The sequence below is a fragment of the Salinivibrio sp. VGrn1 genome (genome assembly GCF_009377995.1).
Taxonomy (GTDB): domain Bacteria; phylum Pseudomonadota; class Gammaproteobacteria; order Enterobacterales; family Vibrionaceae; genus Salinivibrio; species Salinivibrio siamensis.
In genome coordinates this window covers 44,573-60,482 of sequence record NZ_SATA01000013.1, presented here as the reverse complement: position 1 = coordinate 60,482, position 15,910 = coordinate 44,573, and the positions used below count along the sequence as shown (strand labels likewise).

The window sequence follows — 15,910 nt, the reverse complement described above, 5'->3', positions numbered from 1 at the left end:
ACAAGCGAGTGAGTAGTTTATACTCTCTCGCTTGACAATTTTATGGCTGAGTTTGCCACGGCAAACTTCGTCCAAGACCGTAGGCGTTCATTACGAACTTAATATTTCCTACGTAGACGGTGCCAGAACATGATAGATTTCTCGTCTTTCTTGGATCTGCACCGTACAAGCTCTCTCTGCAAGGCTGTAGAGAGTGGTGTTAAACAATCCAGGAGCAAATCCAAATGGCTTTAAACCTTCAAGACAAAAAAGCAATTGTTGCTGAAGTCAACGAAGCTGCCAGTGGAGCCCTGTCTGCAGTAGTTGCTGATTCTCGCGGTGTTGCCGTTGACGCAATGACTTCTCTACGTAAACAAGCGCGTGAAGCGGGCGTTTACATGAAAGTTGTGCGTAACACACTGGCTCGCCGTGCAGTTGAAGGCACTGAGTATGAGTGTCTGCAAGACACTTTTGTTGGCCCAACTCTGATTGCGTTTTCTAACGAGCACCCAGGTGCCGCTGCGCGTCTTTTCAAAGACTTCGCAAAAGAAAACAAAGAGTTTGAGGTTAAATCTGCTGCATTCGAAGGCGCGATCACTGACCCAGAGGTACTGGCGACACTGCCAACGTACGACGAAGCAATTGCACGCCTAATGATGGGCTTGAAAGAAGCTTCTGCCGGCAAGCTGGTTCGTACTATCGCCGCTGTTCGCGATCAAAAAGACGCGGCCTAATCGCCCGTTTAATTTGGTTGCTTAATCCTTTTATTGTTGACTTTAAAGAGAATTGTTATGTCTATCACTAACGAGCAAATCCTAGACGCAATTGCAGACATGTCTGTAATGCAAGTTGTTGAGCTTATCGAAGCTATGGAAGAAAAATTCGGCGTATCAGCGGCAGCAGCCGTTGTTGCTGGCGGTGCTGCTGAAGGCGGCGCGGCTGAAGAGCAAACCGAATTTGACGTTATCCTAACTGAAGCGGGTGCGAACAAAGTAGCCGTTATCAAAGCGGTACGTGGCGCAACTGGTCTAGGCCTGAAAGAAGCGAAAGCGCTTGTTGACGGCGCGCCTGCACCTCTGAAAGAAGGTGTTGAGAAAGAAGAAGCTGACGCGCTTAAAGCTCAGCTAGAAGAAGCTGGTGCTTCTGTTGAAGTTAAGTAATTTATACTTAATTTCCTAGCCTGAAAAGGCATTGGCTGGTGGCTAAAAAGCCACCGGCCTTTTTGCGCTGTAGGGCAGTAGTGAAATTTTCACCCCGTTTTATCACTGCTGACCATGCAAAAAAAATCAAAGCAAGCGCTTTGATTTTCCTACACTAAACGGTGGTTGTTTAGTCACTGTCCCTTGTACTGGACAGTTTGGGTCACTTATCAGCGAGCTGAGGAACCCTATGGTTTACTCTTATACCGAGAAAAAGCGTATCCGTAAGGATTTTGGTAAGCGTCCGCAAGTTCTGGACGTGCCATACTTGCTGTCGATCCAGCTTGAATCTTTTAAGAACTTTATCGAGCAGGATCCAGAAGGGCAATACGGTCTTGAAGCTGCCTTTCGCTCTGTCTTTCCAATTCAGAGCTACAACGGCAATTCCGAGCTGCAATACGTTAGCTATCGTCTCGGTGAGCCAGTTTTCGATGTCAAAGAATGCCAAATTCGCGGCGTAACCTATTCGGCCCCACTACGCGTCAAACTGCGCTTGGTGATGTTTGATAAGGATGCCCCGGCTGGTACCGTTAAAGACATCAAAGAACAAGAAGTCTATATGGGCGAAATTCCGCTCATGACTGAAAATGGTACCTTTGTCATCAATGGTACTGAGAGGGTTATCGTATCCCAGCTGCACCGTAGTCCGGGCGTCTTTTTCGACAGCGATAAGGGTAAAACCCATTCCTCAGGAAAAGTGCTATATAACGCACGCGTGATCCCATACCGTGGTTCATGGTTGGATTTCGAATTCGATCCTAAGGATATCGTATACGTTCGTATCGATCGTCGTCGTAAGCTGCCAGCTTCGATTATTCTGCGTGCGCTGGAATACACCACTGAAGAGATCCTAGACCTGTTCTTCGAAAAAGTTGTTTTCGAAGTAAAAGGCAAGTCTCTGGTGATGGAACTGGTGCCTGAGCGTCTACGTGGCGAAACCGCCAGCTTTGATATCGAAGCGGACGGTAAAGTCTACGTGGAGCAGGGTCGTCGAATCACTGCGCGTCATATCCGTCAGTTGACGAAAGATAACGTTGATCACATCGAAGTGCCAGTTGAGTACATTGCGGGCAAGATTTCTGCACGTGAGTATGTCAATCAGGACACAGGTGAAGTGATTGTCTCGGCTAACCAAGAGGTCAGCCTGGAGACACTGGCGCAGTTGTCGCAAGCAGGTCACAAACGTATCGAAACCCTGTTTACCAATGACCTGGACCATGGCCCGTACATGTCCGATACCTTGCGTATCGACAACACCACGGATCGTCTCACGGCGCTAGTCGAAATCTATCGCATGATGCGTCCTGGCGAGCCGCCAACGCGTGAAGCAGCCGAGCAACTGTTTGAGAGCCTGTTCTTCTCAGATGACCGCTATGATTTATCATCTGTTGGTCGTATGAAGTTCAACAGCTCGTTGGGTCGTGACGACCTCACCGGGCCTGGCGTACTGAGCAAAGAAGACATCATCGAGGTGATGCGTAAACTTATCCATATCCGTAACGGTATTGGTGAAGTGGACGATATTGATCACCTGGGTAACCGCCGTATTCGCTCTGTGGGTGAAATGGCAGAAAACCAGTTCCGTGTTGGTTTGGTACGTGTAGAGCGTGCCGTTAAAGAGCGTTTGAGCTTGGGCGATCTCGATAACGTGATGCCACAAGACTTGATTAACGCCAAGCCTATCTCTGCGGCAGTGAAAGAGTTCTTTGGTTCTTCGCAGCTGTCCCAGTTTATGGACCAAAACAACCCATTGTCTGAGGTGACGCATAAGCGTCGTATCTCTGCCTTGGGTCCAGGTGGTCTGACGCGTGAGCGCGCCGGCTTTGAAGTGCGTGACGTTCATGCGACGCACTACGGTCGTCTTTGTCCGATCGAAACACCGGAAGGGCCGAACATCGGTCTGATTAACTCACTGTCTGCGTTTGCGCGTTGCAACGCTTATGGCTTCCTCGAAACACCTTACCGGAAAGTCGTTGACGGTAAAGTGACGGATCAAATCGATTACTTGTCAGCAATTGAAGAAGGTCACTACGTCATTGCGCAGGCAAACGCCGCGTTAAATGAAGATGGCTCATTCACTGACGAACTGATCACGGCGCGTAAGACAGGCGAATCAGGCTTGCACCCACGAGACCATGTCCAGTACATGGACGTTGCGACCAACCAGGTCGTATCGGTGGCTGCTTCTCTGATCCCGTTCCTTGAGCATGACGATGCGAACCGTGCCTTGATGGGCGCGAACATGCAACGTCAGGCCGTGCCAACATTGCGTGCGCAAAAGCCGCTGGTTGGTACGGGTATCGAGCGTAATGTCGCCGTTGACTCGGGTGTTACCGCGGTAGCAAAACGTGGCGGTACCATTCAGTCCGTTGACGCCTCACGTATCGTAGTGAAAGTGAATGAAGATGAATTGGTACCAGGCGAAGCCGGTATCGACATCTACAGCTTGATCAAATACACACGTTCTAACCAGAACACCTGTATTAACCAGCGTCCAACAGTGATGCCGGGCCACGAAGTGGCAAAAGGTGATGTACTGGCTGACGGCCCATCGACTGACTTGGGCGAGCTGGCACTGGGTCAGAACATGCGTATCGCGTTTATGCCGTGGAACGGTTACAACTTTGAGGATTCCATCCTTATTTCTGAGCGTGTTGCTCAGGAAGACCGTTTGACCACTATCCACATTCAAGAGCTGTCTTGTGTGGCGCGTGACACCAAGCTGGGTAGCGAAGAAATCACCGCGGATATTCCAAACGTGGGTGAAGCTGCGCTGTCTAAGCTGGATGAGTCAGGTGTGGTGTATATCGGTGCCGAAGTGAAAGGCGGCGATATCATGGTCGGCAAAGTGACGCCAAAAGGCGAAACACAACTGACACCAGAAGAGAAGCTGCTGCGTGCCATTTTCGGTGAAAAAGCGTCTGACGTGAAAGACTCGTCACTGCGTGTACCGAATGGTGTGTCTGGTACGGTTATCGATGTACAAGTCTTTACTCGCGATGGCGTAGAGAAAGACAAGCGTGCACTCGAAATCGAAGAAATGCAGTTGAAAGAAGCCAAGAAAGACCTGACCGAGGAGTTCTCTATCCTTGAAGGCGGTCTGATGGCGCGTGTTCGCACACTGCTTTCTCAAGCCGGTTATACCGACAACCAGCTCGACGGCATGGATCGTCAGACCATGTTGACGCAAACGCTGGATGATGAAGCACAGCAAACCCAGCTTGAGCAATTGGCTGAGCAATACGACGAAATCAAAGCCGACTTTGATAAGAAATTCGACACCAAGCGTCGCAAGATCACTCAAGGTGATGACCTTGCCCCAGGCGTGTTGAAGATTGTTAAAGTCTACCTTGCGGTGAAACGTCGCATTCAGCCAGGCGATAAGATGGCCGGTCGTCACGGTAACAAAGGTGTTATCTCTAAGATCAACCCGATCGAAGATATGCCTTACGACGAGTCAGGCGAGCCTGTTGACTTAGTGCTGAACCCACTGGGTGTTCCTTCGCGGATGAACATCGGTCAGATCCTAGAAACACACTTGGGTCTGGCGGCGAAAGGTATTGGTGACAAGATCAATCGCATGCTCAAAGAGCAGCAGGAACTGGCGAAATTCCGTGAGTTCTTGCAGAAGGTCTATGATCTGGGTGAGACCCGTCAGGAAGTGGACATCAGTAAACTGACTGACGAGGAAGTTCGCACGTTGATCAATAATCTGCGTGATGGTCTGCCAACTGCGTCTCCTGTCTTTGATGGTGCGCCTGAGCCGGTTGTCAAAGAGCTATTGAAACTGGGTGATTTGCCAGAGTCAGGTCAGCTTGACCTTTACGATGGCCGCACGGGTGAGAAGTTTGAGCGTCCAGTAACCGTGGGTTACATGTACATGCTGAAACTCAACCACCTTGTTGACGATAAGATGCACGCCCGTTCAACAGGCTCTTACAGCTTGGTAACTCAGCAGCCGCTGGGTGGTAAGGCACAGTTCGGTGGTCAGCGCTTCGGTGAGATGGAAGTATGGGCACTGGAAGCATACGGTGCTGCCTATACCCTGCAAGAAATGCTCACCGTGAAGTCGGATGACGTTAATGGCCGTACCAAGATGTATAAAAACATCGTTGATGGCGACCATCGTATGGAGCCGGGCATGCCGGAATCTTTCAACGTATTGCTGAAAGAAATCCGCTCGTTGGGTATCAACATCGAGCTGGAAGACGAGTAAGCCACGCGCTACTCTCTCCGGTAAGAATATGAAGGCGCTGCCGGTCAGCGCCTTTATGGGTCAACTCCTCACAGGAGCCGATTGTGAAAGACTTACTTAAGTTTCTGAAAGCACAACATAAGACCGAAGAATTTGATTCAATCAAGATCGGTCTTGCCTCACCTGACATGATTCGTTCATGGTCGTTTGGTGAAGTGAAAAAGCCAGAAACCATTAACTACCGTACCTTTAAGCCTGAACGTGACGGTTTGTTCTGTGCACGTATCTTTGGCCCGGTCAAAGACTATGAGTGTCTTTGCGGTAAGTACAAGCGCCTCAAGCACCGCGGCGTCATTTGTGAAAAATGTGGCGTTGAAGTTACTCAGACCAAAGTACGCCGTGAGCGTATGGGTCACATTGAGCTGGCTTCTCCTGTTGCCCACATTTGGTTCCTGAAGTCGCTGCCATCGCGCATCGGCTTGCTGATGGACATGCCACTGCGTGACATCGAGCGCGTGCTTTACTTTGAGTCGTACATTGTTATTGAACCAGGCATGACCAACCTCGAGCGTGGTCAGATGATGTCTGAAGAACAATATCTAGACGCACTCGAAGAGTGGGGCGACGAATTTGACGCGCGCATGGGCGCTGAAGCAGTCAAAGCACTGCTGGCGAACATGGATCTGTCGGTTGAGACAGAACAAATGCGTGAGCAGCTCGAAGAGACCAACTCTGAGACCAAGCGTAAGAAGATCACCAAGCGTTTGAAGCTGGTTGAATCCTTCTTGCAATCAGGTAACAACCCTGAGTGGATGATCCTGACCGTGCTGCCTGTGCTGCCGCCGGATCTGCGTCCATTGGTACCGTTGGATGGTGGTCGCTTTGCGACGTCAGATCTTAACGACCTGTATCGCCGCGTGATCAACCGTAACAACCGTTTGAAGCGCCTGCTTGATCTTGCTGCCCCAGACATCATCGTGCGCAACGAAAAGCGCATGCTGCAAGAGTCTGTGGATGCGATGCTGGATAACGGCCGTCGTGGTCGTGCGATCACCGGTTCGAATAAGCGTCCGCTGAAATCGCTGGCTGACATGATCAAAGGTAAGCAGGGTCGTTTCCGTCAGAACCTGCTGGGTAAACGTGTTGATTACTCTGGCCGTTCGGTGATTACCGTGGGTCCATACTTGCGCCTGCATCAGTGTGGTCTGCCAAAGAAAATGGCACTAGAGCTGTTTAAACCGTTTATCTACGGCAAGCTTGAGACTCGTGGTCTAGCGACCACCATCAAAGCGGCCAAGAAGATGGTTGAGCGCGAAGAAGCCGTGGTATGGGACATCTTGGATGAAGTCATCCGTGAACACCCCGTGCTGCTAAACCGTGCACCAACACTTCACCGTTTGGGTATCCAAGCGTTTGAACCTGTGCTTATCGAAGGTAAAGCGATTCAGCTACACCCATTGGTGTGTGCGGCCTATAACGCCGACTTCGATGGTGACCAGATGGCGGTTCACGTACCGCTGACGCTGGAAGCCCAGCTCGAAGCGCGTGCGTTGATGATGTCGACCAACAACATCCTATCGCCAGCATCCGGTGATCCTATCATCGTACCGTCTCAGGACGTGGTACTGGGTCTTTATTACATGACCCGTGAGAAGGTGAACGGCAAAGGCGAAGGCATGTACCTGGCAGGCCCAGGCGAAGCTGAAAAAGTTTACCGTACCGGTCATGCTGAACTGCATAGCCGTGTAAAAGTGCGCATCAAGCAAATCGATATCGATGAGATGGGTGCACGCACTGAGAAAGAAGCGCTCGTCGATACCACCGTCGGTCGTGCCATGCTGTGGACTATTGTTCCAGACGGCCTGCCCTACGAGTTGGTTAACCAGCCGCTAGGCAAAAAGCAAATCTCTAATTTGCTCAACACGTGCTATCGTAAGCTGGGTCTGAAAGATACGGTTATCTTTGCTGACCAAATCATGTACACAGGTTTTGCCTATTCCGCGCTATCGGGCACCTCTGTCGGCATCGACGACATGGTGATCCCACAAGCGAAATACGATCTGATTGAAGCGGCTGAAAGCGAAGTTGCGGAAATCCAAGAGCAATTCCAGTCGGGTCTGGTGACCGCTGGTGAGCGCTATAACAAAGTGATCGATATTTGGGCGGCGGCGAACGAGCAAGTCGCGAAAGCCATGATGGATAACCTGTCTAATGAGACAGTGATTAACCGTGACGGTGAAGAAGAGACGCAAAGCTCGTTCAACAGCGTATACATGATGGCCGATTCCGGGGCGCGTGGTTCTGCCGCACAGATCCGTCAGCTGGCGGGTATGCGTGGTCTGATGGCGAAGCCAGATGGTTCTATCATCGAAACGCCGATCACCGCGAACTTCCGTGAAGGTCTGAACGTACTGCAGTACTTTATCTCTACGCACGGTGCGCGTAAGGGTCTCGCCGATACCGCACTGAAGACAGCGAACTCAGGTTACCTGACACGTCGTCTGGTTGACGTTGCCCAAGACGTGGTGGTGACCGAAACCGATTGTGGTACCGAAGGTGGTATCCACATGATGGCGGTTATCGAAGGTGGCGACGTAAAAGAAGCCCTGCGTGAGCGTGTGCTGGGTCGTGTCGTGGCTGAAGATGTGCTTAAGCCGGGCACAGAAGAAGTGCTGGCGCCACGTAACACCCTGTTGGACGAGAAATGGTGTGACATTCTTGAGCACCACTCTGTCGACAAGGTAAAAGTGCGCTCTGTCGTGACCTGTGAAACTGACTTTGGTTGCTGTGCGAACTGTTACGGCCGTGACTTGGCACGTGGTCACTTGGTTAACCACGGTGAGTCTGTGGGCGTTATCGCCGCACAGTCTATCGGTGAGCCAGGCACACAGCTGACCATGCGTACCTTCCACATCGGTGGTGCGGCATCGCGTGCAGCAGCAGAAAACAACATCCAGGTGAAGAACAAAGGTTCTATGCACCTGCACAATGTGAAATCTGTGACCAATAGCGACGGTAAGCTAGTGATTACCTCGCGTGCGTCAGAGATGACCATTGTGGATGAGTTTGGCCGTACCAAAGAGAGCTACAAAGTCCCTTACGGTGCCATGCTGAGCAAGCAAGACGGCGAAGCCGTTGAAGCCGGCGACGTGGTAGCTAACTGGGACCCACACACCATGCCAATCATCACTGAGGTAGAAGGTAGCCTTCGCTTCGTGGATATGATTGATGGTGCGACTATGCAGCGTCAAACGGACGAGCTCACGGGTCTGTCTTCTATCGTGGTTATGGATGCCTCTGAGCGCCCATCATCCGGTAAAGACAAGCGTCCTGCGGTGAAGTTGGTGGATGCACAAGGCAACGATGTGATGGTACCTGGCACTGATATGCCAGTTCAGTACTTCTTGCCTGGTAAAGCGATCGTTCAACTGGACGACGGCGCAAGCGTTGGTATTGGTGACACCCTTGCTCGTATCCCGCAAGAAAGCGGCGGTACCAAGGATATCACTGGTGGTCTACCACGTGTTGCTGACCTGTTTGAAGCACGTAAGCCAAAAGAGCCTGCTATCTTGGCAGAGATCACAGGTACTGTTTCCTTCGGTAAAGAAACCAAAGGTAAGCGCCGCCTGATTATCACGCCAGAAGAGGGTAAAGCTTACGAAGAGATGATTCCAAAATGGCGTCAGCTCAACGTATTCGAAGGTGAAAAAGTCGAGAAAGGTGATGTGATCGCAGACGGTCCTGAATCACCACACGACATTCTGCGTTTGCGTGGTATTCACGCGGTAGCAGAATACATCACTAACGAAGTCCAAGACGTTTACCGTCTGCAGGGTGTTAAGATCAACGATAAGCACATCGAGACCATCGTGCGTCAGATGCTGCGTAAAGTGACCATTAAGTCTGCCGGTGATACGGAGTTCTTGGAAGGCGAGCAGGTGGAATACTCTCGTGTGATGATTGCTAACCGTGATCTCGAAGCGGAAGGCAAGCAGCCGGCGACCTTTGGTCGTGATCTGCTGGGTATCACCAAAGCCTCGTTGGCGACTGAGTCATTCATCTCAGCGGCATCGTTCCAGGAAACCACGCGCGTGCTGACTGAAGCAGCCGTGGCAGGTAAGCGTGATGACTTGCGTGGTCTGAAAGAGAACGTGATTGTGGGTCGTCTGATCCCAGCCGGTACCGGCTTCGCGTATCACAAAGACCGTCAAGCAAAACGTGCCGAGCCAGAGCAGCCAGTAGCCCCTCAGGTCGATGCAGAGCAAGCTTCGCAAGATCTTGCTGCGCTACTGAACGCGGGTCTGAACGACGATAGCTAAGCGTGGAAGCGTTGATAACATCAACGCCCACAGCGAAATAAAAAGGCACCTCTTCGGAGGTGCCTTTTGTTTATCTGGCGTGTGGGGTTGTCAGTGACGACAGCAACAAAAAAGCCGCCTAGGTTGGCGGCGTTATACAGCTGACAGGCAGGTTGACTTACGCACCCGGTGGGTGAGCAAGGCTGTCGGCAATGACGCGAATTAGGGTATCTTCTAACTCAAAACGCTGCTCTAACCACTCGCCAATCGCAGACATATCTTGATCGAAATCCGTGGCGTCATAATCATCATCGTCGAGGTCGATCGCGCTAAATTTATCGTTGTAGTCCAACAGTGGATCGGTCGTATCGACAATACGGAAATAGAGGTTGTCGGTCTCTTTGGTGGCAGAGAAGCCTGTCGACTGCCAACGCTCCATGACCATGTTATAAATTTTGAAGTGACCGGTGGAGATGTAATCGACTAGGTAGTCACAAAAACGGTCAAGCTCGGCTTTGGTTGGCAAGGCTTGCTTCTTTTTCGCGGCCACGCCGGCCACATTGTAATACTCCACCAACAGTTGGCGACGTAGCTCGAGCCAGTAATCGATAACCTCGTCGTAACCGCTCCATTGTGCTTTGGTTCGTTCGAGTTGTCTCAGCATGATCGGTATCCTCGTGATCGACCAGCGAATGAATGGCACTATAAAAGGCCAGCTGAAAATTAACGGGCTGCTCAATCCTTTGCATCACGTTATAAAGCTAGATTGCCAGTATTCAAGTATAGCTGCAAGGCTAAGGAAGTGACCATGTCTCAGAATCAACAAGCCGTCTATGTGTGCGCGATTACTAAGGGTAAACTCTGGCTACCCAAGGGGGAGCTGCCATGTATCCCCTTGTCGCAGTTACCCTTTTCTGGCGGTGAAACCGTAACAGTCGGTGATTATCAGCACACGCCCGTCGTGGGGGTATTTAATTGTAACCCGATGCTTCCCCATGATGAGATGGCGGGTTTACGAGACTTACTTCCCTTCCTGTCAGCCGACTTATTTGCGTTAGTGGGGTGTGTGGTTCAGCTCGATTATATGCGCCAGCAGCAAGCATTCTGTGGTCGTTGTGGTCAGCGCACTGCGTTCGACGCTCAGGCGGTGGCGATGCGGTGCGCTAACTGTCAGCGTCACGATTATCCGCGTGTCTCGCCGTGTGTGATTGTGGCGGTGCGCGATGATAAGCGGTTACTACTGGCACAACATCCAAGGCATAAAACCGGGATTTATACCGTGATTGCTGGGTTCGTCGAGCCCGGAGAAACGCTCGAACAGTGTGTGGCGCGCGAGGTCGAGGAGGAGACGGGGATTCAGGTTAAAAATATCCGTTATATGGATAGCCAGCCTTGGGCGTTTCCCTCTAATTTGATGATGGGCTTTTTGGCAGAGTATGCGGGCGGTGAGCTAAAGCCTGACTACGAAGAGCTCAGTGACGCACAATGGTTTGATTGCGACGCCCTACCGCCAGTGGCGCCAAGGGGGACGATTGCCCGACGCTTGATTGAGGCCAGTTGCACCTGGGCGCAGGCATAAAAAAACCCGGCCGTAGGGGAGCCGGGGTAAGATGCGAACATATTGTCTTTCGTAGACCTATTGTCGTTATGGGTCGGTTGTAACATGCGGTTAAATGATCAGCAATCCTTTGCTGCCCCTAGGTGACAGTTTTATGATCCTGTTAACAAAGCTTGGCTTTTGTTGCTACCGCACAGTGATACAATGAGCGCCACTATTCGCACACAGGTTTAACACAATGACCGAATTAAAAAACGATCGTTATTTACGCGCCCTTTACAAGCAGTCAGTCGATTGCACCCCCGTATGGATGATGCGCCAAGCGGGTCGCTATCTACCGGAGTATCGTGAATTGCGTGCGCAAGCGGGGGATTTTTTGTCATTGTGTAAAAACGCCGAGCTGGCTTGCGAAGTCACCATGCAGCCACTGCGTCGTTTCGATTTAGATGCGGCGATCTTGTTCTCAGACATCCTCACCATTCCGGATGCGATGGGGCTCGGGCTGTACTTTGAAACGGGCGAGGGACCCAAGTTTTCCCGCCCCATCACTTGTAAAGCCGACGTGGATAAAATTGGCATGCCTGATCCCGAAGGGGAACTGCAGTATGTAATGAATGCGGTACGTACCATCCGTCGTGAGTTAAACGGTGACGTGCCGTTAATTGGTTTTTCGGGAAGCCCGTGGACCTTGGCGACCTACATGGTGGAAGGTGGCACCTCAAAAGCCTTTACCAAAATTAAGAAGATGATGTATGCCGAGCCTCAAACTCTGCATGCCTTACTCGATAAACTCGCTGACAGCGTGACCAGTTATTTGAATGCGCAAATTAAGGCCGGCGCCCAGTCGGTTATGGTGTTTGATACCTGGGGGGGCGTGCTCACGCCACGCGACTACAACGACTTTTCTTTGCAGTATATGCAGAAAATCGTTGATGGCCTTATTCGCGAAAATGACGGTCGCCGTGTCCCTGTTACCTTGTTCACCAAAAATGCGGGGATGTGGTTAGAGCATATCGCGGCCACAGGGTGCGACGGTGTGGGACTAGACTGGACCATTAACATTGCGGATGCCAAAGCGCGAATTGGCGACAAAGTGGCGCTGCAAGGCAATATGGATCCATCGATGCTCTATGCGAGCCCAGAGCGCATTCGCCAAGAGGTCGCCACCATCCTCGAAGGGTTTGGAGGGGGCACGGGCCATGTGTTTAACCTTGGGCATGGCATTCATTTGGATGTGCCGCCAGAAAACGCAGGCGCCTTTATTGATGCGGTGCATGAACTCTCGCGCCCTTACCACGATTAGTCAAACACGCTCGCCGTCTGGCGAGCGTTGTTCTTTTTAGCCTCAATCGTATAAAGCCTGTTGAACGTGATAACGCATGGCGGGCACCACCTGCTCTTCAAACCACGGATTGCGGCGCAGCCATAAGCTATTTCTGGGAGAAGGGTGAGGCAGTGCAAAGGTATGAGGGGCCCACTTTTGCCAGTGCTTGACGGTCTCGGTCAAAGTTTTGGGTTTATTGGCTAAATAGTACTGCTGTGCATATTGGCCAATCAGCAAGGTTACCGCAACATGAGGAAGGTGCGCTTTGATTGCCTGGTGCCATACGGGGGCGCAGATACGCGCCGGCGGTAGATCGCCCGATTTACCTTTGCCGGGATAACAAAAGCCCATGGGCATGATGGCAAATAAATCCGACTGATAAAACTGCTCACGTGTGACCCCCAGCCATTCACGCAGGCGGTCGCCACTGGGGTCATTAAACGGCAGCCCACTCTCATGGACACGTCTACCTGGTGCTTGGCCGATAATCAGAACGCGAGCGTCAGCACTGGCCTGGATCACCGGCTGAGGGCCGTCTGCTAGCCAATGCTGACACAAACGGCATTCACGTGCTGCGGCTAAAGCCGTGTCTAAATCCGGAAAGAGCATTAGTACCCTTTATCAAAGTCGACAGTGTGAATCAGAGGCTGGCCTGCATGCCAGCGACGATAATTATCCGCAAAGAGCGCAAAAACCTGCTCAGGAAAACTGACGGCAGCAATATGTGGCGTCACGCTCACGTTGGGGTGTGTCCAAAAGGGGTGCTGCTTCGGCAGCGGCTCTTGTTGCATCACATCCAAGACCGCCAGGCGTAGTTTTTTGTTGTCTAAAGCGTCGAGCAGGGCGAGCTCATCCACGGTCGCGCCACGGCCAACGTTAATAAACAAGAGATGTTGCCCATGCTGCCAAAAAACTGCATTCAGGCATTGGTATGTGGCTGGCGTCGCGGGCAAGGTACTGACCAAAACATCTACCTCGCCCAAGCGTTGCTGTAATGCTGGCAGCGTCAGTGTGTGATCAAAGCTATCGACTGGCCGCCCATCTTGGTTGACGCCAAGTACCGTCATGCCAAAGGCGTGTGCGACGGTCGCGATATGCTGGCCAATCGCCCCTGTGCCTAAGATGGCGAGCGTTTGCCCTCGCAATGACTGATAGGGCTGAGGCTGCCAGTGACACTGCGCTTGTTGCTTCGCGTACTGACCAATATGTCGGCTTTCATTGAGCACAAACCCGAAGACATATTCGGCCATCAGTGCCCCGAATATGCCGCGCACGTTGGTGAGTTGATAATGACGGAAAGGGGCTTTAATCAGGGTATCGGTACCGGCAAAGGTCGACTGGAGCCAACGCAACGCCTTGGCTTTGGGCAATAGCGGGGCCGCAAGCGGCGGATCGGCCAACCAGATACTGGCCTCCTCTGCGGATGAGGTGATAGCGAGATCGGGGAGCTGAGCCGTTTCAATCAACTGGTGATAAGTCTCGGCATGCTCGCTGACAACGTAAATTTTATCCACAAAGGCTCCTTTTTATGGTGGGGGGAATCAAGTACACTGAGCGCATTCTATGAGGATAACACTCCTTCTCGCTATTAAAGATCAACTGGCTATGTTACGAAACCCTTTACAACTACGTTTGGAAAAATGTGAGAATTGGCAGCATATTTGTTTTATGGCTGCGCTGGTGGAGCGTATGGTGCCCAACTATGCCCTTTACTGTGCGCAAACCGAGTTTGCTGATCCCCAAGCGTTTCGCAATATTCTCGATGCAGTGTGGGAGTCGCAAACAGTCAAAACGGCCAAGATTGATTTTGAGCGGCAGCTGGAGAAGCTGGAGCCATTGATCCCGGTGGCTGACGATGAGGCCATTTACCTGACCTACCCGGCAATTGATGCTTGCATCGCCTTGTCTCAGCTTCTTCACGCCCTGTTGGATCGTGATGAAATACTCCCTATTACTCTGAAAGTCTCTCAGCAGTCTGTCCACAGCGTAGCGCAGCTAGAAGAGGCGCAAACGGGTGAGGCGGTGACGGATGAGAATCAAAAGACGTTTGAAGCGGTTTGCGAAGAGTGGGATGCCCAATGGGCGATTTTCCGTTTGCTAAAAAGTGCGGAAAGCCGTGATGTGGAGATGATCAAAAGCATCCGCCAAGAGCTGCGTGAGGCGGGCGTGAGTAACCTTGGATTAGGTGTCGAGTAAGCACGCGTCACCCGATAAAAAGGCGGCGCGAGCCGCCTTTTCTGATCATGACTCATCCGTATGTCGCTGCACCGGGGGTTCATCGTCATCTTGGCTTTCAATCATGTTGTGCTGCTTCTTCCAAGCATCCCAACGCTGATAAGCGAGTTGTTGCATATCGGTGACCGTGTCCGCCTCATCGATGATTTCTCGCCCCGTTAAGTACTCAAACACATCCTCCAAGGTGATAATACCTTGCACCGTGCCATATTCATCGACAATCATCGCCAACTGGGCGCGGCGGATCATCAATATATCAAACGCTTGCAAAACACTGTTGCCGGGAAGGATCACCGCGAGGGGGCGCATGAGATTGCCTATCGGCGTTTGGCCAGCGCCTTGGGTTTTGGCTTCATAGATATTGGACTTGTGGACAAAGCCTAGAATATCGTCACGCTGTTCACCGTAAACCAGTGGGCGAGAGAATGGGCAGTCACCGTGTTCGTCGAGGAAGGTATTCACATCCATCTCGGCAGGAATGCGAAACAGGACCGGGCGCGGTGTCATCAGCTGTGTTGCGGGCAGGTCACGTAACTTCAGCATGTTATGAAGCATTTGCGTTTCGTCCTCACCCATTTCTCCACTTTCTGAGGCCAGCATCGCCATCGCTGAGATTTCGTCCCGCAGTTTAACATGGGTGGTGTCCGCACTAAGTCGCTTGGTAATTTGTTCAGACAGCCAAACGAATGGCGTCAGCGCCCACACCATCCACTTGAGTACCAGCGCCGCGCCAGGTGCCAATTGCGGCCAGAAGTTCGCGCCAATGGTTTTAGGGATGATTTCTGAGAGAAGCAGAATCGCAAGCGTCAATACGGCAGAGAAAACCCCGACCCACGCATCGCCAAACACGTGAGCCGCTTGCGCCCCCGCGCCAGCTGCCCCGACTGTATGGGCGATGGTATTGAGGGTTAAAATGGAGGCCAAAGGGCGATCAATATCCTTCTTAAGCGCATTGAGCCGCTCGGCGGCAGGATGCGCTTGATGGCGCAGGTTCGCTATGTAGCTAGGGGTGATGCTAAGCAAAATCGCTTCGAGCACAGAGCAGATGAATGAGACACCAATAGAAAGCGAAATAAAAAGAACCAGAATGAGCATAGGTTTCCGGAGTTAAAAGCCAATCAA

Annotated in this window: 11 protein-coding genes; 7 read left to right on the top strand and 4 right to left on the bottom strand. The window is 51.7% G+C overall.

The window, feature by feature from the left end:
• Nucleotides 1-224 precede the first annotated feature (224 nt).
• The 4 genes from rplJ (at nucleotide 225) to rpoC (ending at nucleotide 9,692) form a co-directional block, all read left to right on the top strand.
• Nucleotides 225-713, top strand: a complete 489-nt coding sequence (gene rplJ / locus EHW56_RS14535; RefSeq protein WP_046074511.1) for a 50S ribosomal protein L10 — start codon at nucleotides 225-227, stop codon at nucleotides 711-713.
• Between the two features lie 57 nt (nucleotides 714-770).
• Entirely contained in the window at nucleotides 771-1,139 is a 369-nt protein-coding gene (rplL, locus tag EHW56_RS14530) for a 50S ribosomal protein L7/L12 (RefSeq protein ID WP_046074512.1), read from the top strand.
• A gap of 229 nt (nucleotides 1,140-1,368) precedes the next feature.
• Nucleotides 1,369-5,394, top strand: a complete 4,026-nt coding sequence (gene rpoB / locus EHW56_RS14525; protein ID WP_046074513.1) for a DNA-directed RNA polymerase subunit beta — start codon at nucleotides 1,369-1,371, stop codon at nucleotides 5,392-5,394.
• Nucleotides 5,395-5,477: 83 nt separating this feature from the next.
• Nucleotides 5,478-9,692, top strand: a complete 4,215-nt coding sequence (gene rpoC / locus EHW56_RS14520) for a DNA-directed RNA polymerase subunit beta' (RefSeq protein ID WP_046074514.1) — start codon at nucleotides 5,478-5,480, stop codon at nucleotides 9,690-9,692.
• Between the two features lie 157 nt (nucleotides 9,693-9,849).
• Here rpoC and EHW56_RS14515 read toward each other — a convergent pair whose 3' ends face one another.
• Complete coding sequence (locus EHW56_RS14515) at nucleotides 9,850-10,335, bottom strand: Rsd/AlgQ family anti-sigma factor (RefSeq protein WP_046074515.1); 486 nt, start codon at nucleotides 10,333-10,335, stop codon at nucleotides 9,850-9,852.
• A 144-nt stretch (nucleotides 10,336-10,479) separates the two neighbouring features.
• Between EHW56_RS14515 and nudC the strand changes: the two genes are divergently transcribed.
• The gene (gene nudC / locus EHW56_RS14510) at nucleotides 10,480-11,250 is read left to right on the top strand and encodes an NAD(+) diphosphatase (RefSeq protein WP_152800040.1); all 771 of its coding nucleotides are present in this window, start codon (nucleotides 10,480-10,482) and stop codon (nucleotides 11,248-11,250) included.
• Between the two features lie 217 nt (nucleotides 11,251-11,467).
• Complete coding sequence (hemE, locus tag EHW56_RS14505; protein ID WP_152797114.1) at nucleotides 11,468-12,532, top strand: uroporphyrinogen decarboxylase; 1,065 nt, start codon at nucleotides 11,468-11,470, stop codon at nucleotides 12,530-12,532.
• A 42-nt stretch (nucleotides 12,533-12,574) separates the two neighbouring features.
• On the opposite strand, the gene EHW56_RS14500 is transcribed toward hemE, so the two are convergent.
• Nucleotides 12,575-13,162, bottom strand: coding sequence for a uracil-DNA glycosylase family protein (locus EHW56_RS14500; RefSeq protein ID WP_152797116.1), 588 nt, complete (start codon nucleotides 13,160-13,162; stop codon nucleotides 12,575-12,577).
• The gene (locus EHW56_RS14495; RefSeq protein WP_172970058.1) at nucleotides 13,162-14,067 is read right to left on the bottom strand and encodes a D-2-hydroxyacid dehydrogenase; all 906 of its coding nucleotides are present in this window, start codon (nucleotides 14,065-14,067) and stop codon (nucleotides 13,162-13,164) included. Before EHW56_RS14495 ends, EHW56_RS14500 begins: the two co-directional genes overlap by 1 nt.
• Nucleotides 14,068-14,158: 91 nt before the next feature.
• Between EHW56_RS14495 and EHW56_RS14490 the strand changes: the two genes are divergently transcribed.
• A complete protein-coding gene (locus tag EHW56_RS14490) occupies nucleotides 14,159-14,749 on the top strand; it encodes a YjaG family protein (protein WP_152797118.1) in 591 nt (196 codons plus the stop codon).
• 45 nt (nucleotides 14,750-14,794) lie between these two features.
• Here the strand turns inward: EHW56_RS14490 and EHW56_RS14485 are convergent, their stop codons facing one another.
• Nucleotides 14,795-15,883, bottom strand: coding sequence for a CNNM domain-containing protein (locus EHW56_RS14485; RefSeq protein WP_046074521.1), 1,089 nt, complete (start codon nucleotides 15,881-15,883; stop codon nucleotides 14,795-14,797).
• Nucleotides 15,884-15,910 lie beyond the last annotated feature (27 nt).

What these genes read in the sequence shown, in the direction of transcription:
- rplL (WP_046074512.1), top strand. Translation starts at nt 771, where the DNA reads ATGTCTATCACTAACGAGCAAATCCTAGACGCAATTGCAGACATGTCT.
- rpoB (WP_046074513.1), top strand. Translation starts at nt 1,369, where the DNA reads ATGGTTTACTCTTATACCGAGAAAAAGCGTATCCGTAAGGATTTTGGT.
- EHW56_RS14515 (WP_046074515.1), bottom strand. Translation starts at nt 10,335, where the DNA reads ATGCTGAGACAACTCGAACGAACCAAAGCACAATGGAGCGGTTACGAC.
- rplJ (WP_046074511.1), top strand. Translation starts at nt 225, where the DNA reads ATGGCTTTAAACCTTCAAGACAAAAAAGCAATTGTTGCTGAAGTCAAC.
- EHW56_RS14490 (WP_152797118.1), top strand. Translation starts at nt 14,159, where the DNA reads ATGTTACGAAACCCTTTACAACTACGTTTGGAAAAATGTGAGAATTGG.
- hemE (WP_152797114.1), top strand. Translation starts at nt 11,468, where the DNA reads ATGACCGAATTAAAAAACGATCGTTATTTACGCGCCCTTTACAAGCAG.
- EHW56_RS14500 (WP_152797116.1), bottom strand. Translation starts at nt 13,162, where the DNA reads ATGCTCTTTCCGGATTTAGACACGGCTTTAGCCGCAGCACGTGAATGC.
- EHW56_RS14485 (WP_046074521.1), bottom strand. Translation starts at nt 15,883, where the DNA reads ATGCTCATTCTGGTTCTTTTTATTTCGCTTTCTATTGGTGTCTCATTC.
- nudC (WP_152800040.1), top strand. Translation starts at nt 10,480, where the DNA reads ATGTCTCAGAATCAACAAGCCGTCTATGTGTGCGCGATTACTAAGGGT.